The sequence below is a fragment of the Terasakiella brassicae genome, from assembly GCF_014641495.1.
Taxonomy (GTDB): domain Bacteria; phylum Pseudomonadota; class Alphaproteobacteria; order Rhodospirillales; family Terasakiellaceae; genus Terasakiella; species Terasakiella brassicae.
The window spans coordinates 18,626-35,272 of sequence record NZ_BMHV01000028.1 but is presented as its reverse complement, the minus strand read 5'-3'; the positions used below and the strand labels follow the sequence as shown (position 1 = coordinate 35,272).

The window sequence follows — 16,647 nt, the reverse complement described above, 5'->3', positions numbered from 1 at the left end:
TATAGTTAAGTCATTGGTTTTACTTGAATAATAAAATTGGCACTATTCGGTTTCAGGCTTAAATTCATAGTCATAAACGCCCTCGATGGGAGGGTCGTAGAGTATGAGGATTAATGGATTATGCCTATTGAATACAAGTTCGCAAATGGGGTCATTCCTCTTGATGTACTAAATTCCTGCGCAGAAGATGATGGTTACGAAATTGGTACCGACAATGATCACCGTCATTATATCAAAAAGACATGCACAGCGTGGTTGTCTACAACGGATGTGAATGAAACGAAAATTGTTACTGGCTTTACAACCTCTTTTGGAGCAAAGGTTTCTCACTTTGCATTATGGCTTCAAGCTTACTTCCATGTGCGAATTGAATTTGATGCTGATGATTATCAAGCGTTTATTCAAGCTTCAAAATTTCAAGCGGAAGCTAACCAGCACAAATGTCTGCAACACTTTCTTGTGATTTATGGTTTGCTTGATCTTCATCAGCGGCATCAACTTCATCGCGCCCTGCTTTGTAAGGATGAAGCAGATGATCAGGAAGTCCAGAACCTTCTTCTTATCGCCAATTCAGCTTTTTCAGAAAAAGAACGTGAACTGTTGATGAGCATGCTGATGCGTAATGCCGTAACCGCGATGGATTATACGGAACGTTCATATGGACCTGTATGGAAAAAGTGGAGTGTGTCTCACTCATTTAGACAGCCCGTCTTTCAAACTTGATGGGGCTGAGGCCATTCAGATACGAATGACGGCGACGGGCATTGTAGAACCCGTTTATATATTTGAACAATTCCTTTTGGGCATGATCGCGTGTCTGGAAGGCAATTTTCCAGACCATTTCTGCTTTCAGGGTTTTGAAGAAGGTCTCTACAGCGGCGTTATCATAACAATTCCCCTTGCCAGACATCGACTGTTCAAACTTGTACTTTGCCAACAGTTTACGGAATTTGTGTGAGCAATATTGACTACCGCGATCCGAATGGAAAATGACGCCCTTTGACGGTTTTCGGAGGGCAATCGCCTTGTTCAGGGCATCGATCACCAAATCCTTCTTCATTCGTCTGCTTGCAGACCAGCCGATGACACGGCGGGAGTAAAGGTCGATGACAACTGCCAGATAGAGCCAGCCTTCACCCGTCCATAGATAAGTAATATCTCCCGCCCACTTTTGATCGGGTGCTGTTGCGGTAAAGTCACCATCCAGCAGATTGGGCGAGATATTATGCGTGTGATCGCTGTTGGTTGTGCGTTTGAATTTCTGACTTCGCACGATCCGTAAATTGTTTTGCTTCATGATACGGGCAACGCGGTGTTCGCCGACACAAATGCCTTCTTCCTGCAATTCCTCTGTCATGCGGCCCCGACCATAAGATTGATAATTGGCATAATGAATGGATTTGATATGGGCCAACAAGACCATATCTTCACGCTGACGCTTACTGACAGGGCGATTACGCCAAGCAAAATAACCGCTTTCAGAAACGTTCATGGCACGACACAGGCCTGCAATGCTGTGACTGTCACGTTGCTGGTGAACAAATTGGAACTTCACGATTTTTGGCTCGCAAAGTAGCGTGCCGCCTTTTTTAGAATATCCCTCTCCTCCCGCAGTTCACGGACCTCACGGCGAAGACGGGCCAATTCTTTATGAACATCGTCAGACGGTTCTGTGGTTTCTTTCTCTCGGTGCTGGGCGATCCAACGATTAAGGCTGTTAAGGCTGACGCCGAAATCGGCGGCAACAACTTTGCGGGGCTGGTTACTGCTTAAAGCGACGCGGACTGCTTCTTCTCTAAATTCTGGGGTGCGTTTGCGACTCATCATATTCTCCTGTAGTCAGCATAATTAACTCAGGAGACACACTCCACTTTTTCCGTACAGGTCCAATATGTTTCTGACTGGGAAAACCATAAAAATGGCGAAGGGCTTGATCCAGATCAGTTTGTTCAACAAGTCATGCAGAAAACGGAGGCTGGTCATGCAACTGTTTAAACGCTTTCGCCATATGGATCAGTCCATCGCACATAAAGCTGAACGCGCTTTAAAAAAATATCGTTTACGCGGCAATGAACGTGTTGGTGGTCAGTTTGCTGTTCCGCTTGGGAATAACAAAGCATTGGTTATTGAACGTACCGTATACGGTTGGGAATTCTACCGTGTCGTCAACGTGACTTTCCGCCACAAAGCTCTTCTAACACCACAGCAAGCAAAACTCGCTGCACAGCGCGGCATTGATCATCAGCATTTTTGTGTCACGCCGTTCATGGGGGAACAGAAATGACGCTTCAACTAAAACAGACAAAAAAATATGACCCATCTTGGATTGCCTTTACGATTACAGGCCGTGAGTGGGATGATATGCGTATTTATAATGCCTTAGAAGATTTCTGCGAAGACGAGTTCTATATGAATCAAAATCGCGTGATGCTGCAAGCTAATGATGCGGAGCGTATTGGGGATCAAAAGAAGGTCGTATTTGGTGGAGGTAAATACATCCTTCATCGTTTCGAAAACCAGAACGTACTTAAAGACCTTGCTGCTATAATGTCTAAAAAATTTCCAGAATTCAAGGTCAGCTATGAAGACAATTTTTACTTTAACCAACATGACAGTTCCCCTTATGGCAGTGACAAAATTGGCTGGGTCTATGTTGAGATAGACCTATTGGATGAAGACTTTGAGCGCTTCAATGAAGAGGCTAAAATAGGTTCTCCCTCAGAGGAACTACTGACTAAAGTTAAAAACTATATCCGCATTATGAAGGAAATTCCGAAAGATCGTTCTACCTTTGAATATGGGCTGGATTTAGCTGTTCCAGATAGTCCAACTTTTGATACGGAATGTTGTCCACCGAATGCGGTGGTGATCATTGTTTTTGCCAAGACGGGCCATGACTAACTAACCGCATTGGCAATCTTTGCCATAAGTGTTATTCTTTTAGAAATTACTTTTGAAGGATACACTTATGGCAACGATGAATGTGTCATTACCAAATGCCATGCGTGAATGGGTAGATGGACAGGTCGAAACGGGCGTTTATGCCAATGCCAGTGATTATGTCCGCGACCTGATCCGCAAAGACCAGCGTCAACGCGAACTGATCAATATCGCCTTGATGGATGGTGAGCAAAGTGGTGTCAGTAAGCGCAAGGTCAGCGATATTGTCAAAGCAGCGAAGGCACAGTTAAACGGTGCGTGATTATCGTCTTTCGGGACTGGCCGACCAAGACCTCCACGACATCTACGTTTATACCTATCGGCAATTTGGTGAAAAACAGGCCGACCTTTATCTATCAGAATTGGAAAGCTCTTTCCTGCAACTGGTTGAACATCCAAACTTGGGTCGGGATATTGGCTATATCCGTGGTGGTTATCATCGGTTTGAACACCAGCATCATTCGGTTTTCTACCAGATCAAAAGTGATGGGATTTATATCGTGCGGGTTCTTCACAGCACCCGTGACATTGAGGCGGTTTTATAATGCTTTACATCCACACCACCGCCAAACTTGCCAAAGCTTTGAAAATCAAATTGCGCAAAGTTCTTAGGTGCATGAACGATCTGGCGATGATGCTGGAACACTGCGCCCGTGACATGTGGGAAAGCGGTGAAGGTGTTGACCTTGAAAAAGTTGAAGCACAACTGAACCGTGGGATTGTAGCAGGGAAATTCATTCAGGATGAATTTGATAAGATGCTGGGCCGGGAGAAGACACGGTTTAAACCGACCCACGTTCCGCATTTGAAGGTGGTGGAGTAGGTGCTATCTTTTTCTTTTTTGATATTCATCTTTTAATTCATCATCTTTAAAAATAATTCTCTTGATCGTTTCTGAGTGCCACTTTGATTTATCTGAAAAAGTAGGAAATGGTTGATCCGTTTCGCATTCTTCATTTGCGTTATTAAATACCTCAGCAATTGAATAAAATGACAAATTTCCCTTTTGAATTTCGTGCAATAAACACGGCTTAATAAGTTCGCGGTGACGCGCTTCCTTGTCAGCACGTTTTCTTCTGGCTTCAATTTCTTTTGCAGTTTTTTCGCGACGCAAACCCATTTTCTTTTCAAATGATGAATATAGGCTTCTATGAGCTTTTAAAGCTTCTTGAATCAATAAATTAGCTTCAATACGGGCATTTCCATCCCCAAATTGGTCAATCGGCACCACTGCGATAGAGTTTTGGATTATCGCTTGTAAAATATGTGTATCACATTTGACATGATCTAACGTGGGAACCACAAAAATACACCCGTTTGGGTTTGAAGCGTTCGGGCGGTACTGTTCAATCAGATCAGTGAAATCAGCAAACGCGCAAGCTTCATCAGATAGGATCACATCTGTATCGTTACTGCCAAGACGATAACGGCAGAAATCTTCAAGCATTCCACATTGATGCTCAACGTCCCAACTATCAAACAAGTTTTCAAGCAAAAATCCAACGGCTTTAAAATCGTTCTTCATTGAGCATCACTTCACAGTTGAAGGGTTGTCGCCTATGTGAAGTTGGCTCAACCCTTTGTTTTAAAACAATATTACATGTATGCATAATAACAGCACTATGGTTACAGATTGACCTTGTGCTGAAAATATTATGGAGAACGATCATGAAATATGGAATGCGCAATGTCTACACTTTGAACGTGAAAAACCACAAATCTTTTGCAGGTGTGAAGCATAGCAGCACCCGCACGGTCACACGCATCACTACCTCTCGTCATATCCCCAAAGCAGCTAACGACAATCGCCAACCAACCAAGCAGCCGCCCTGTGCGGCTGCTATGGCTGCCTAAACCCCGAGTTCATTAAACAATTTTTAGAGAGGAATATGATCATGCAAACAGCAAAAATTAACCTTAAAAACTGCCCCAATTCTAAACGTAACAAAGGTACGCCACGTCCAAATCGTTTTCGTAAAGTCTGTGATGATATGCAGGAATGTTTTTCTGGTCGAACCTTTAAAAACGTCTCTCGCTGTCTGAACGATGGAGCAATTTACGTCATTGATGATCTGGTCACAAACGTTAGCAATCCAGAGCATGTTGTTTCTTCATTATCTGCTTTAGAGGCTTTTGATAAGCTTCACTTGCCACATTCCCACATTTGGATTGAATCGGCAGAACCTGTCACATGCCTCAACGAGCACGGAGTTCCAGAAGATGCCTATATCTCGATTGCAGCATATGAAACAGGTGAGGGTATCTTCTTTAACCTTTATGTTGAATTTCGTGGCATTAAATTTGTTTCAAAATGCGTGTGCAAAATTGTCCTCAAAAACGGAAAAGCCTGTTTGGGATTTGAAGAAGGTCAAGAATATTACAGAAGCCTCAAACAGGCTGATGAGTATTTGAATGCGGCTGCAATTGTCCTTGTGAATTTTCTCTTCATGTTGAACTGTCAGGACGTAGAGATAAAGAACATCTCTCATCACAGAAAACCCCTCGTTGCAGCCAATTCAAATCGCCCTAAAAAGAAGAAACGCGACTATACGCTTATTCGCTTTTCTCGATACGTTTCAGACAAAACCAAAGCGGGTTCGGAAACAGTAGGTCCGTATCGTTATGTCATTCGCTGCGCACACCTTTGGGGCAAGAATACCCGTCCCCCTGAGCAGCAACGTTGGGTGGATGCCACGCTTGTGCGCATTGCAGCAAATGATAACGAAGCAAATACCGTGAAGAAACCATCGTACCGCTTGTCCCGCCTATAGAACACACAACACGTTGTCTGAATGCGATGGCTGCCTAATCCCCAAATTAATTTATCAATTTTTAGAGAGGAATATGATCATGACTGACTTTACCAAAATGCTGAACAAGGCCTGCGATCAGGTTGATGCTTACATCGACGCTTACAATGCTTCTCGTAAGAAACTTCGCGAAATTATGGGTGAAGCTGCGGTTATTCTGCATCATGCACGTCAAGACCCAGATGGCTTTATCAAGGCGTGTGCTGCCCGTGGCGTAACTGTTTCTGACCGTGCGTATGACGAACTGGCTTTGCTGGTCATTAAAACCCTGTTCCATCGTCAAGGCGATGATCAGCGTCAACGTTTCAATATCCGTGCATTGGTTCTGTGTGCCGCGTTGAAACAGTACAAATGCAAAGAGTTTGTCGCGGAAGATGTGGCTCGTTGGATTGCTGACGAGAACGGTGGGCTTACTAAAATCGCCGCAGACTATCGTGCATCTAAAAAAGATGATCCTGTTGATGATGACGCAGAGGATACCACCCCAAAAGCAAAAGTCGTTCGTCAGCAAAGCCAATCTCGCTCCCGTAAGCCGAAAGTGGTGATTGATCCCGATTATCTGTCTGAACTGGTGGCGAAAGGTGGTCGCATCAATTTGGCTGCCGAGATCACAGAAGACGGCAATTTGAAAATCATTTCTGCTGCTGATCGTGTAGCTGCAAATGACAACACCCAAACCAATATCAACAAGGAGGTCGCATAATGGTTATTCGTGAACGCATCCCAATGAACTGGGCATCCCCGCTAAAAGCGGCGGGTGGATGCCACAAAACTTCCAAGCTGCTGGTCAGTATTCGTCCTAATGCTATCAAGGAAATCCGTGAACCGTTCTGTAATTCGGCTGCCTTCACCTTGACTGCAAAACGTGCTGGAATTGCGGAACGCTATTGGATCAACGACATTGATCCCGATTTTGTGAACTATTGGACCGTTGTTCGCGATCATGTTGGTGAATTCGTTGAACTGGCAACCAAGCTTCATGCCGAACATGGACTCGGTAGCGAAGAGTTCTTCTTTGAGATGAAATCTCTTATGGATGATGAAGATAAAGTCACAAAAGCCGTTGCCCTATGGATGGTAAATCGCTTGGTCAGAGGTGGTGCAACTCACATGGCTGGGTTCAACAAATCATACCTGAAAGATGGCCGTGGCATCAAACAAAGCTACATCAACCGTCATTTTGAGTTCAGTCGCCTGTTGCAAGGCGTGAAAATCACCAACCTCGATTATTCCGAAGTTATGAATGCCGATGGTGACGGCGTTTTGAACTATCTTGATGCGCCTTATGCCGACAAAGGTTCTCAGGTCTATCGTTTTGGCGAGATCGACATGGACGCATTCTTCGCAAATATCGACGCATGCAACCACAATGTCCTACTGACCATCAACAACAGCGAAGAGATGCGCCAACGTACTGAGACGCTGAATGGTTATGTCTATAGCTATAAAAGCGGTTTGTGCGACGCTGGTGATAAGGACAAAACTGAAATTTTCGCGGCGAACTACACTAATCGTTTTTACCACAAATATCTGTCGGAATGCGCTGTTCCTTTGCTTGAATATGTCCAGCCTGCAAGTAACGACAATCGCCCTGTGAAACCTACATCTAACAAAGCCAGCAACGATAACCGCGTAAAGAACAAAACCAAACAGCATGTCAAAGACCTGTTCTTGAACCGCCCGGGTTTGAAGCGTTCGGTGGAAGCTTACTCGCCGCAGGATTTTCTTGATCACTTGTATGCAGCAAACAGAAACCAACCTTTTGATGTTGACCCTTGTAGTCCCTGCAAGGGGGAAAAAGCCCCGGTCAATGCCAAGACCCACTATACTCGTGAAGATGATGGGTTGGTGCAAGATTGGTACGGAACTGTCTACGTCAATGGTCCCTACGAGAACCTTGCCCCGTGGGTCGAGAAGGCTGCCGATAGTGTTTGGTGCCAGAGTATGGGAAACGCTCCTACAGAGGCTTCTGGTAAACGCCGGAAACCCAAGGCTCGGACGGTTGTGATGCTTCTCCCTGCACGTACACATACTCGCTATTGGCAAAAATACATCAAGGATCATGCCCGAGTTATCTTCATCACTGGTAAGATGAAATTCCGCCAATTCGATGATAGCGGTAATCTTGTTCATAAGCATGATACCCTGCCTCATGGTCTGGCTCTTGTAATTTGGGGCGACCATGAGCGTTTCACAAAGTATTTTGAAGAACTTGGTCAATATGATGGGCATGTTTTCTATGATCGTTCTCACCCAAGCATTCCTGATTTGCCCGTGCAATATTGGAAACGCATTGAGCGTCAGAAACGTGCAAAGGAGTTGTCTGGTGAACTTGATTTCGAAACTGATGTGATCCATCATCATTCATGTTCAGATATGAAGCACCTGCCCAACCGTTCTGTTCAATTGACGGTGACATCACCACCATACAATTTGGACAAAGATTACCGTGGTGCCATCAACGATAAACGTAAATGGGAAGACTATTGGGCTGAGATGGAAAAGATTGCGACCGAGCTTTATCGTGTAACAGATCACACGGGCCGTGTTGTTATCAATGTAGCCGAAAGTCTCAACTGGGACACACATCCTTTTGCCCATAAATGGGTTGAATTGATGACCCGTGTTGGCTTCAAGGTACGTGGTAACAAGATTTGGGATAAGGGTAATTCCCGAAATGGACGTTGTGTCGGCAGCATCCGTCGTGCTTCTGCCCCGGGTGTCATCGACGAACATGAAATGCTTCTGATGTTCTATAAAGGCTCCTATCGTCGCCCAGAACTTAAAAGCATCAAGACAGGGACAAAAGGTGACTTCGGCAAATTCTATCGCAGCGTGTGGCATATCGAGACGGAAAAAGCCACCCGTATCGGGCATTCAGCACCATTCCCGTTGGAAATTCCAAGCCGCTTCATCCAACATTGGTCCGGTTCTAATGATGTCGTCTTGGACCCGTTTATGGGAAGTGGGACAACCGCTGTGGCAACCATAAAACACGGGCGTAAATTCGTTGGCTATGAACTATCCGAAGAACACATTGAAATTGCCAATGACCGTATTACCCATGCCCGTGAAGAAGCAGCAAAAACGGAGTGCGAAAACCCGCATTCCGAAGCCGCCTGATGTGGTTAAAAATGACATTGATTATTTGACGCGACGACGCGCACGATCTTTACAGTCTGCAATTTGTTTATCCAACTTACCTGCAATGATCATTTTTTTGATGGTTTCCAAGACTTCCACAATGTCCTGTTTATTTGATCCACATTCGATGGAAGGCTTCCCGGGTTCGACTTCGAACACAAAGCTCGAACCGTACCTCATTTCCACTTGCCAAATATCTGAATCATTTTTCCAGAACCACTCCCGGGGTTTGGCTGCAACCAGCTTTTTCTTTTTTATAACATTGCCATGTTCGTCTTCATGATTGACATAACGATAACGCTCAATCTTGAAGGTTGGGTCATTGATAAGGGCGATCTGATTTTCGATACCCTCCACCATGACATCGGCACCTTTTCGGCGACGTTTCTGCTGAACCGTGGGGCGGTTCTGTGTACTGAATTTAAGCTCTTTCATGACGTACCTTTATGCTTTCATTTCCATAGAAAAAGCATATGGCCGACTGATAAGGTCGGCCAAGTTCAAGAGTATAGTTTGGACCATATTTGCAGATGGTTATGGCCCAAAGGCCACTAAACCAAAGCCATCAAACTATCCAAATCACTTTTGTTCTTCGCATGAACATATATCTGGTAGCTGTCAAACATTTGTCGTTCTTCACGCAATGTTTCCCGGGTACAGGTCAATCCGATTCCATCCGTAATCTGATGAGGAATCATGGCGTTGTCCAAACGTTCAAAAGCGCTGATGAGCTTGCTTTCAAGACAAAAGCAATGTGGATATTTTCTGGCGATGTTCGCAGCATGGTCTTCATAAAAGGTCATCGTTTTTCTCCTCAAAGGTTTTTCTAAATTTATTTATCAATTTCCGCTCCCCGGGCAGCACCACGGTTCTGAAATGATAAATACTTAGAAATCAAGGAGATGGATTTGATGGATACCCGTAAGCTTTATGCAAATTTGAAAAGCCTTGGAACCGTCGAAACGGCAGATGAATACTCTAACATGTTCGGATACGGCGGTAGTACGATACGATCTCAATGGGCGAAGGATACATCGCCAGATTTATCCGCGTGGGTACGTTTATGGTTTTCGCTGAACTCGATTGCCGATGACACCGAAGGGGTAATTAAAACCACACATAACAGTGAACGTGACGCATATTTGCAAGGACTTGAAGAACTTCATGTAATTCAGTCAAAAATCTGGAAACACATCGCAGCACTCGCAACCTAATCACGGGCGGCTCGGGTCCAGTTGCCAATCACAATTGACAGTCTGAAATTGCTCTGTTGAAATCCCAATGGGTTCAAACTTTGGCAGGATGCTCATGATGCAAGCCATTGTATTTACCGCATCATCTTTTTGCGTATCACATTCGGACATGGTAGAGCCGCTATGCATAATACGGTTTATCTGTTTATAGGCATACTCGGAAGCATTGCGTAATTTGCGCTCAAACTTCTGAATGTCAGCCATGACCATAAAACCCTCCGGTTTGAAGACGGAAAACGACCAGACCCGGTTTGCATTTCTGCTAAAAATGTCACTGATGTCATTTCTCACCGCATCACAATATTCAGCACGTTGTTTTAGATGCACTCCGCCATGATCCCGACCATTGGCAAGGCGTTCTTGTTCGAGCCAATGATCGGGGTTCATGAATTCTTGATCAGTAGTGGCGGAGGCGGAGGAAACCACGCCGACCAACATCATGGTGATTACCCACCGCATTTTGCATTCACAGATGCATTCTTGCCTTTAAGCATGGCTATCAGTTTTTTGCGGTTTGGATCACTGTCATCCGGGGAGCCAGAGAAATAACCATAAAGAACGGCCAGAGGTTCTCTTTCCATTCCGACATCAGCACGGCAGCCACAAACTTTCTCTTTATTATCCGCGAAAATGTCCATTTCTTCGATGCAAATACCATACATTTCAGCACGAATGCCGATCTCATCTTGTGAGCAGGTGTTTTTTAAACTGGGCCAAAAATATTCGCCGATCTCCCATACCAGTTTGTTATCGCTATTGTCTTTTGGGCCATTCAGATAGGTTTCAAGTTGCGCGTCTGTGTAATCAGCATCATAGACCTTGTTGACGGCACATTCGCAAAACGTGTCTGTTGCGCCAGCACGCCCCATGCAGCTTTTGTGCAAATCATCAAGTATCCAACCCGCACGGACTTCTTCGGCTTGCACGTTGACCGCTGCCAAAAGTAGGACAAATGCCATCAGTAATGTTTTCATGATTTATTCCTCTAACTCGGCAGTAGGTTGACCACGCTCTGAAAATTTACAAAGGCCATAATTCGTCACCATTTGGCCGTATCGGTTATGCCCCTTGACGCGTACTCTCACATTCACCAATGGCAGATTTGAGAGGTTTTGGGCGAAGACCAACCCTCTGTTTTCCAATTCAGTTTGCTGACGTTTTTCTTGTTCGTCCGTAGACAGACTTTTAAACTCCGCCAAACTTATGCCGCCACGCATACTTGTGCGTTTAGGTTTGTCCCAGTAGCGATATTCAGCTTCGAAAAACTGAGCCGTTTCAGGATTGAGCATGAGATTGGCGATTTCTCTTTGGCACCGGGGAAGATAATAACCGTCCATTGACTTTTGAGTGGGTTCAATTAACCCGGTTGTTGCATCAGGTTTGAACGATGCTGAACCACTTCCGCCAAGTTGCGATAACGCTATACCGCCAATCACCAAGATGGCTGTCACCGCTCCGCCAATTTTGAAAGCTTTGGATTTCAAAAACGACGATTGGGCACTGGCTTCATGTCCCGGCGCGGCATCACCCGTTTCGGATGCGGCTTTCTGAAATCCTCGCCCCAGCAAAGATTTGACGTAATTGTCATGGGCAAGAAAGCCAAATGCAGTTCCCAATCCTGCGCTACACAACATGGCAATTGTAAACGCCGGACCAAATTTCAAATCCGCTATTGCGCCCATGATAAGCGTCACCGGAAAAACCAGCAGAGCCAACACCGCAAACATCCACTGGCGGCGTATGAATAGCGGAATACCTAAAAGAAGTGTCGACACAAACGCCAGCCAACTGAACCCGGGATTGAGAATTTTGACTTCACCCGTGTTCGGGTTCTTCATATGCAGAGTTTCACTCATTCTTGGCCCCCTTGGTCATAGCGATGGCCGTTTTGAATATTCATTTCCCACCCATCTCAACCTGAACAAATTCAACAAGCTAAAAAATTGAATAATTGAGACAATAAAAAATATTGATTAATTACGTCAATAGTTAAAATTGAATAATTAGAGCAATATCCGACTCATGTCGGATTCATTATCAAAACAAGTTGGCAGCCGCATAAAGGCATTGAGGAAGCAAAAAGGCTTCACACAGGCAAGGCTTGCCCGGGCTACATTAAAAACCGTCGAAACCATCTCGAAGGTCGAAAATGGGAGAGTGTCCCCCTCTCTCACCACAATTGAACAAATTGCCCAAAAGCTTGAATGTTCGGTATCCGCATTTTTTGATGATTGCGATGTCAGCGTTGCCGAGATTGAACTCACAAAAGCTGCACAAAAAATTCAATATGCCCTAAAAACATTTCCCGAAGCAGACCTTCAAGTTCTCGCAGAACTGGTTGATGCCTTGGAAAAGCGTCAACGGTAGCAAAGAACTGCACGCGCACCATCATTGCATGTAATGACTGGCCTTGTCGTCAGTATTGTGCTAACTCAATTGTGGATTTGGGGTTTGGGGGGCATCAATGCGAATCACACCGTTTCATGCAAAATATTATGCTAACGTGTTGTCGCAAAAACACGGTCACAATGGTGTAGAGCGTTTATCTCGTTCCTTGTTTGACGCATGTGTTGATCTAAATCCACACCAGATTGATGCTGCTCTCTTTGCGCTTCGCTCTCCACTAAGCAAAGGCGTTATTCTCGCAGATGAAGTTGGTTTGGGTAAAACCATCGAGTCAGGTCTTCTGCTTTGTCAGTTATGGGCAGAGCGTAAACGAAAATTGCTTATCGTCTGTCCTGCATCTCTTCGCAAACAATGGCAAAATGAATTGGACGAGAAGTTCAATCTACCCTCTGTTGTTTTGGATGCAAAGACAGCACGGGATTTTAAGAAAAAGGGCGTGATAAATCCCTTTGATCAAAAGCAATCCATTGTCATTACCTCCTATCAATATGCCAACCGTCAGCAGGCAGAAATACGCCAAGTTAGCTGGGACTTAGCGGTTATTGATGAAGCTCACAAACTCAGAAACGTTTACCTGCCCAAAAACAAGATAGGCAAAGCAATTAAATGGGCGTTGGAAGACACCAAAAAGGTTCTCCTGACGGCAACCCCCTTACAAAACAAATTGGATGAGATATATGGTCTCGCCAGTTTGATTGATGATCGTATTTTCGGTCATATTCGCTCGTTCCGATCACAATATACGGCAGTAAAAAGCGACCTTGAGGATTTGCGAGAACGGATGACACCTTTCTGCCATCGAACTCTTCGTTCTCAGGTTCTTGAATATATCCGATATACCGAGCGTAGAGCCCTTACCGTGCCGTTCACCCCCACTGATGATGAACAAGCTCTTTACGATGCTGTATCGGCGTTTTTAAGCCGCAAGCAAACTCATGCGATCCCACAGCGGCAAAAACACCTCATTACGCTTATTTTGCGTAAGCTCTTGGCATCTTCAACGAATGCCATCATCGGCACCTTGGAAGCGATGGTACAACGCCTTGAGGCTCTCAAGGAAAATCAATCTACAGAAAATGAAGATAACCAAATTTTGGGTGATCTTGATATTGTAGATGAATACCTTGATGAAGAGTTCGATCTTGAATTTGAGGAAATTGAAACACCTGAAAACAACAAAGAGCAAGACCCATCCGCTTACTCCAAGAGCCTGCAAAGAGAGATTGACGAACTCACAGGGTTCATTGAATTAGCAAAATCCCTAAAGACCGATACCAAAGCACGTTCATTGCTGACAGCATTGGATAAAGGTTTCTCAAGTCTCAAAGAAACCAATGCCCCGCGCAAAGCCCTGATTTTCACTGAATCTCGACGGACACAAGATTTCTTATTGTCGTTTCTTGAAGAAAATGGGTTCAAGGGCAAGATCGTTCTTTTCAATGGCACGAACGGCGATGATATTGCCAAATCAATATACAAGAACTGGCTAAACAAGAATGTCAGTACAGGGCGTATCACTGGATCACGCCCGGTGGATGTAAAATCCGCCATCGTGGAACATTTCCGTGACGAAGCTGAAATCATGATCGCAACAGAGGCCGGGGCAGAAGGCATTAACCTTCAATTCTGTCCTCTTCTGATCAACTACGACCTGCCTTGGAACCCTCAGAGAGTTGAGCAGCGTATTGGGAGGTGTCACCGATATGGGCAAAAACATGATGTCGTCGTCATTAACTTCCTTAACAAACGTAATGAAGCTGACCAACGAGTACATCAGCTTTTAACTGAAAAGTTCAATCTGTTTTCCGGTGTTTTTGGTGCTTCTGATGAAGTGCTTGGTTCACTTGAAAACGGGATTGATTTTGAAAAACGCATTTTGCAAATCTATCAAGATTGTCGTGACCCCAAAGAAATCGAAAAAGCCTTCAACGTCCTCCAAGCCGAAATGGACGAGATCATCAATGCCAAAATGTCGGAAACCCGTTCAAAACTGCTGGAACATTTTGACGAAGATGTGCATAGCCGATTGAAAAGCCATCTCGATGAAACCAAACGCAATATTGATCGCTTTGGACGATATTTCTGGGAAACCAGCAAGCATGTGCTCAGTGAACGCGCAGGCTTCGATGATGATCACCTGACCTTCTTCCTTGATAAACCGCCACAGGGCTTGAGGCTTGAGACGGGTGTCTATCACCTCATCAACAAGGAAGAAAAAGGCAACCTTCACGGGCAATATCTTTATCGACCATCCCACAGGCTCGGCGAATACGTTATCGATACAGCAGCACAGTACGACTTGAGCGAAAGAACGGTTGCGTTCAACATCACCGATCATCCGACCAAGATCAGCGTTGTTGAAGCTTTACAAGGCCAGTCGGGCATTTTGATGTTACAGCGTTTAAATGTCAGATCGTTTGAAGATGATGAGTTCTTACTTTTCACTGCCTTCACAGATCAAGGAAAAGAACTGGATCAAGAAATCTGTGAAAAGATTTTTGATTGCACGGCCTCGCTATCAACGGACATCACGCCTTTGTCTTTAGATGAAAGAGATCGCCTGAAAACGGTTTCTCAGAGACATATTCAGGCGGCTCTACAAGAAACCGAAGAGCGCAATCACAAGCACTTTAATGACGAACGTGAAAAGCTGGATAAATGGGTGCGCGATGTTGAAATTGCAGCAGAGAAAAAACTGAAAGACACCAAGGATCGCATCCGTGATTTACAGCGTGAAACCAATAAAACAACAAACCTTGATGCCCAATTGAAACTCCAAGAACAAATCAGAGACTTGGAGCGTAAAAAGAAGAAACTCCGTCGTGAAATCTTTGATGTTCAGGATGAAGCGGAAGAAAAACGAGATCAATTGATCGACAACCTGCGCAAACGTATGGAAAGCGAAAGTCAGGTTGAGATGCTGTTTAACATTCGTTGGGAGGTACGTTAGGTCAATGAATAACTTATCTTCGATACAGAAGTTTTATCAAGCCTATCTTTTGCTTTTTGAAGATTTCAAGAAAGTTCCCAGAATTACAATGGGCACCATATGGGTTGTAGTACCCGTTCTAATTTTGCTTAGCTTGACATTGTTAATGAGCGAAACTTGCTGCAATGGCGGTGGCCTTTCCAGTAATTGGAATGATATGTCCATTATATTTGTTATGGCAGTAATATTGGGCTTGTGGTGCTTTGTGTTTATTTTCTTGGGAATGGGGGTGTTTTTTACCGGGAAAATGATTGGTCGCTTTGTCGGAATCATTTTTCTCGGAGACTACAAAATTCGAAAAATACAAAGCAAACGACTTTACCAAGTCGAAGTTATCTTAGCGGGAAAACCAATTCGTTGGACGACGACTGTTTATCTCGGAATTCTTTCGATATTTGGTATTTACGCGGCACTAACAGGTTCAGAAGGGCTTATGTTTTTTGGGGAAACAGTTAGCTGGTCCCTTCCAATGATGGCCTTGGCTTCACCTGCCTGTATCGCCATTAGCGTGGTGACGGCTTACGTCAAAAAGAGCAATGTCGGTAGTTTACCAAGACCAGCCGTAAAGCTCTATTATCAAAACAAACAATATAAAGAAAATTTTTGCCAAGTTATTGGTGGGATGATTGGGCTTGCCGTCATTTGTTGGGTGTTGGCACCTGTAACTCTAATATTTCTCCATGATGTTTTGACGGTCTTCTTCGGTTCGTGGACGAGTGGTTTTGTTCCGGGTTCTGATATTCTCAATCAAAAATCTGATTTTTTTGTCCGTATTTCAGGGCTACTTTTTTCTACAGACAGTATCATCCGAAAAGGGCTGACGATTGGGTTGCCCGTAATTTTCCTGACTATGACCGTATCGTTTATCTCATCAACTGTTATGCGAATTTGGGTTCGTTACAGAGTAGAAGGTGACAATGGACCATTGCAAAACCTGTTAATCACAACATTAAAAGCAGTTACCTTGTTTTTGTTTGTTGAATATTTTTCCCGAAAAGCATTTTTTATTGGCGACACATTCGATCCATCATGGCTTATTTTCCTGTTATTGGGTAATTTCATTTTGGCCATGGATCAGGCTGCAACCGAACGCTCAGATTAAAGA

21 protein-coding genes are annotated in these 16,647 nt (G+C 44.4%); 14 read left to right on the top strand and 7 right to left on the bottom strand.

Annotation, left to right across the window (positions count from 1 at the left end; all coding sequences use genetic code 11):
• Window positions 1–120 precede the first annotated feature (120 nt).
• Window positions 121–723 (top strand): hypothetical protein, encoded by a 603-nt coding sequence (locus tag IEW74_RS15005; RefSeq protein WP_188666655.1) that lies wholly within the window; start codon window positions 121–123, stop codon window positions 721–723.
• Here the strand turns inward: IEW74_RS15005 and IEW74_RS15000 are convergent.
• Window positions 698–1,824, bottom strand: a protein-coding gene (locus IEW74_RS15000) for an IS3 family transposase (RefSeq protein ID WP_188666652.1) whose coding sequence is annotated in 2 segments (ribosomal slippage) — window positions 698–1,581 and window positions 1,581–1,824 — 1,128 coding nt in all. Because the reading frame shifts where the segments join, the coding sequence is not laid out codon by codon here. The genes IEW74_RS15005 and IEW74_RS15000 overlap by 26 nt on opposite strands.
• Window positions 1,825–1,981: 157 nt before the next feature.
• On the opposite strand from IEW74_RS15000, the gene IEW74_RS14995 reads away from it, so the two are divergent.
• The 5 genes from IEW74_RS14995 to IEW74_RS14975 all read left to right on the top strand — a co-directional run bounded on the left by IEW74_RS14995 (window position 1,982) and on the right by IEW74_RS14975 (window position 3,763).
• Entirely contained in the window at window positions 1,982–2,284 is a 303-nt protein-coding gene (locus tag IEW74_RS14995; protein WP_188666650.1) for a hypothetical protein, read from the top strand.
• A complete protein-coding gene (locus IEW74_RS14990; RefSeq protein ID WP_188666648.1) occupies window positions 2,281–2,901 on the top strand; it encodes a hypothetical protein in 621 nt (206 codons plus the stop codon). The genes IEW74_RS14995 and IEW74_RS14990 overlap by 4 nt, the downstream gene beginning before the upstream one ends.
• Before the next feature lie 67 nt (window positions 2,902–2,968).
• On the top strand, window positions 2,969–3,202 hold the full coding sequence (locus IEW74_RS14985; RefSeq protein WP_188666646.1) for a type II toxin-antitoxin system ParD family antitoxin: 234 nt from the start codon (window positions 2,969–2,971) through the stop codon (window positions 3,200–3,202).
• Window positions 3,195–3,485 (top strand): type II toxin-antitoxin system RelE/ParE family toxin, encoded by a 291-nt coding sequence (locus IEW74_RS14980; RefSeq protein WP_188666644.1) that lies wholly within the window; start codon window positions 3,195–3,197, stop codon window positions 3,483–3,485. The genes IEW74_RS14985 and IEW74_RS14980 overlap by 8 nt, the downstream gene beginning before the upstream one ends.
• Window positions 3,485–3,763: a hypothetical protein gene (locus IEW74_RS14975; RefSeq protein ID WP_188666642.1), complete on the top strand. Its 279-nt coding sequence runs from the start codon at window positions 3,485–3,487 to the stop codon at window positions 3,761–3,763. Before IEW74_RS14980 ends, IEW74_RS14975 begins: the two co-directional genes overlap by 1 nt.
• A gap of 3 nt (window positions 3,764–3,766) precedes the next feature.
• On the opposite strand, the gene IEW74_RS14970 is transcribed toward IEW74_RS14975, so the two are convergent.
• On the bottom strand, window positions 3,767–4,465 hold the full coding sequence (locus IEW74_RS14970; protein ID WP_188666640.1) for a hypothetical protein: 699 nt from the start codon (window positions 4,463–4,465) through the stop codon (window positions 3,767–3,769).
• Between the two features lie 155 nt (window positions 4,466–4,620).
• Here IEW74_RS14970 and IEW74_RS14965 point away from each other — a divergent pair, with 155 nt between their 5' ends.
• The 4 genes from IEW74_RS14965 (at window position 4,621) to IEW74_RS14950 (ending at window position 8,873) form a co-directional block, all read left to right on the top strand.
• On the top strand, window positions 4,621–4,794 hold the full coding sequence (locus IEW74_RS14965) for a hypothetical protein (RefSeq protein ID WP_188666637.1): 174 nt from the start codon (window positions 4,621–4,623) through the stop codon (window positions 4,792–4,794).
• 41 nt (window positions 4,795–4,835) lie between these two features.
• Complete coding sequence (locus IEW74_RS14960) at window positions 4,836–5,711, top strand: hypothetical protein (protein ID WP_188666635.1); 876 nt, start codon at window positions 4,836–4,838, stop codon at window positions 5,709–5,711.
• A gap of 79 nt (window positions 5,712–5,790) precedes the next feature.
• Window positions 5,791–6,453 carry a hypothetical protein gene (locus tag IEW74_RS14955; RefSeq protein WP_188666633.1) on the top strand — a complete coding sequence of 221 codons (663 nt, stop codon included), beginning with the start codon at window positions 5,791–5,793 and terminating at the stop codon, window positions 6,451–6,453.
• Entirely contained in the window at window positions 6,453–8,873 is a 2,421-nt protein-coding gene (locus IEW74_RS14950) for a DNA N-6-adenine-methyltransferase (RefSeq protein ID WP_188666631.1), read from the top strand. Before IEW74_RS14955 ends, IEW74_RS14950 begins: the two co-directional genes overlap by 1 nt.
• Window positions 8,874–8,894: 21 nt before the next feature.
• Here the strand turns inward: IEW74_RS14950 and IEW74_RS14945 are convergent, their stop codons facing one another.
• Together IEW74_RS14945 and IEW74_RS14940 are read right to left on the bottom strand one after the other, a co-directional pair.
• Window positions 8,895–9,329: a hypothetical protein gene (locus tag IEW74_RS14945; protein ID WP_188666629.1), complete on the bottom strand. Its 435-nt coding sequence runs from the start codon at window positions 9,327–9,329 to the stop codon at window positions 8,895–8,897.
• A 116-nt stretch (window positions 9,330–9,445) separates the two neighbouring features.
• Window positions 9,446–9,697: a hypothetical protein gene (locus IEW74_RS14940; RefSeq protein WP_188666627.1), complete on the bottom strand. Its 252-nt coding sequence runs from the start codon at window positions 9,695–9,697 to the stop codon at window positions 9,446–9,448.
• A gap of 108 nt (window positions 9,698–9,805) precedes the next feature.
• On the opposite strand from IEW74_RS14940, the gene IEW74_RS14935 reads away from it, so the two are divergent.
• Window positions 9,806–10,108, top strand: a complete 303-nt coding sequence (locus IEW74_RS14935; RefSeq protein ID WP_188666625.1) for a hypothetical protein — start codon at window positions 9,806–9,808, stop codon at window positions 10,106–10,108.
• Here the strand turns inward: IEW74_RS14935 and IEW74_RS14930 are convergent, their stop codons facing one another.
• The 3 genes from IEW74_RS14930 to IEW74_RS14920 are packed head-to-tail and all read right to left on the bottom strand — an operon-like array spanning window position 10,109 to window position 12,003.
• Window positions 10,109–10,606 (bottom strand): hypothetical protein, encoded by a 498-nt coding sequence (locus IEW74_RS14930; RefSeq protein ID WP_188666623.1) that lies wholly within the window; start codon window positions 10,604–10,606, stop codon window positions 10,109–10,111. It abuts the gene before it with no gap.
• Window positions 10,594–11,121 (bottom strand): hypothetical protein, encoded by a 528-nt coding sequence (locus tag IEW74_RS14925; RefSeq protein ID WP_188666621.1) that lies wholly within the window; start codon window positions 11,119–11,121, stop codon window positions 10,594–10,596. The genes IEW74_RS14930 and IEW74_RS14925 overlap by 13 nt, the downstream gene beginning before the upstream one ends.
• Window positions 11,122–11,124: 3 nt before the next feature.
• Window positions 11,125–12,003: a hypothetical protein gene (locus IEW74_RS14920; RefSeq protein ID WP_188666620.1), complete on the bottom strand. Its 879-nt coding sequence runs from the start codon at window positions 12,001–12,003 to the stop codon at window positions 11,125–11,127.
• Between the two features lie 166 nt (window positions 12,004–12,169).
• Between IEW74_RS14920 and IEW74_RS14915 the strand changes: the two genes are divergently transcribed.
• The 3 genes from IEW74_RS14915 (at window position 12,170) to IEW74_RS14905 (ending at window position 16,644) form a co-directional block, all read left to right on the top strand.
• On the top strand, window positions 12,170–12,514 hold the full coding sequence (locus tag IEW74_RS14915; RefSeq protein WP_188666618.1) for a helix-turn-helix domain-containing protein: 345 nt from the start codon (window positions 12,170–12,172) through the stop codon (window positions 12,512–12,514).
• 97 nt (window positions 12,515–12,611) lie between these two features.
• Window positions 12,612–15,503 (top strand): SNF2-related protein, encoded by a 2,892-nt coding sequence (locus IEW74_RS14910; protein ID WP_188666615.1) that lies wholly within the window; start codon window positions 12,612–12,614, stop codon window positions 15,501–15,503.
• Window positions 15,504–15,507: 4 nt separating this feature from the next.
• Window positions 15,508–16,644 carry a hypothetical protein gene (locus tag IEW74_RS14905; protein WP_188666613.1) on the top strand — a complete coding sequence of 379 codons (1,137 nt, stop codon included), beginning with the start codon at window positions 15,508–15,510 and terminating at the stop codon, window positions 16,642–16,644.
• The last annotated feature ends 3 nt before the right edge of the window (window positions 16,645–16,647 follow it).

What these genes read in the sequence shown, in the direction of transcription:
- IEW74_RS14995 (WP_188666650.1), top strand. Translation starts at nt 1,982, where the DNA reads ATGCAACTGTTTAAACGCTTTCGCCATATGGATCAGTCCATCGCACAT.
- IEW74_RS14990 (WP_188666648.1), top strand. Translation starts at nt 2,281, where the DNA reads ATGACGCTTCAACTAAAACAGACAAAAAAATATGACCCATCTTGGATT.
- IEW74_RS14985 (WP_188666646.1), top strand. Translation starts at nt 2,969, where the DNA reads ATGGCAACGATGAATGTGTCATTACCAAATGCCATGCGTGAATGGGTA.
- IEW74_RS14970 (WP_188666640.1), bottom strand. Translation starts at nt 4,465, where the DNA reads ATGAAGAACGATTTTAAAGCCGTTGGATTTTTGCTTGAAAACTTGTTT.
- IEW74_RS14935 (WP_188666625.1), top strand. Translation starts at nt 9,806, where the DNA reads ATGGATACCCGTAAGCTTTATGCAAATTTGAAAAGCCTTGGAACCGTC.
- IEW74_RS15005 (WP_188666655.1), top strand. Translation starts at nt 121, where the DNA reads ATGCCTATTGAATACAAGTTCGCAAATGGGGTCATTCCTCTTGATGTA.
- IEW74_RS14940 (WP_188666627.1), bottom strand. Translation starts at nt 9,697, where the DNA reads ATGACCTTTTATGAAGACCATGCTGCGAACATCGCCAGAAAATATCCA.
- IEW74_RS14965 (WP_188666637.1), top strand. Translation starts at nt 4,621, where the DNA reads ATGCGCAATGTCTACACTTTGAACGTGAAAAACCACAAATCTTTTGCA.
- IEW74_RS14925 (WP_188666621.1), bottom strand. Translation starts at nt 11,121, where the DNA reads ATGAAAACATTACTGATGGCATTTGTCCTACTTTTGGCAGCGGTCAAC.
- IEW74_RS14975 (WP_188666642.1), top strand. Translation starts at nt 3,485, where the DNA reads ATGCTTTACATCCACACCACCGCCAAACTTGCCAAAGCTTTGAAAATC.
- IEW74_RS14945 (WP_188666629.1), bottom strand. Translation starts at nt 9,329, where the DNA reads ATGAAAGAGCTTAAATTCAGTACACAGAACCGCCCCACGGTTCAGCAG.
- IEW74_RS14950 (WP_188666631.1), top strand. Translation starts at nt 6,453, where the DNA reads ATGGTTATTCGTGAACGCATCCCAATGAACTGGGCATCCCCGCTAAAA.
- IEW74_RS14905 (WP_188666613.1), top strand. Translation starts at nt 15,508, where the DNA reads ATGAATAACTTATCTTCGATACAGAAGTTTTATCAAGCCTATCTTTTG.
- IEW74_RS14910 (WP_188666615.1), top strand. Translation starts at nt 12,612, where the DNA reads ATGCGAATCACACCGTTTCATGCAAAATATTATGCTAACGTGTTGTCG.
- IEW74_RS14915 (WP_188666618.1), top strand. Translation starts at nt 12,170, where the DNA reads ATGTCGGATTCATTATCAAAACAAGTTGGCAGCCGCATAAAGGCATTG.
- IEW74_RS14930 (WP_188666623.1), bottom strand. Translation starts at nt 10,606, where the DNA reads ATGCGGTGGGTAATCACCATGATGTTGGTCGGCGTGGTTTCCTCCGCC.
- IEW74_RS14960 (WP_188666635.1), top strand. Translation starts at nt 4,836, where the DNA reads ATGCAAACAGCAAAAATTAACCTTAAAAACTGCCCCAATTCTAAACGT.
- IEW74_RS14920 (WP_188666620.1), bottom strand. Translation starts at nt 12,003, where the DNA reads ATGAGTGAAACTCTGCATATGAAGAACCCGAACACGGGTGAAGTCAAA.
- IEW74_RS14955 (WP_188666633.1), top strand. Translation starts at nt 5,791, where the DNA reads ATGACTGACTTTACCAAAATGCTGAACAAGGCCTGCGATCAGGTTGAT.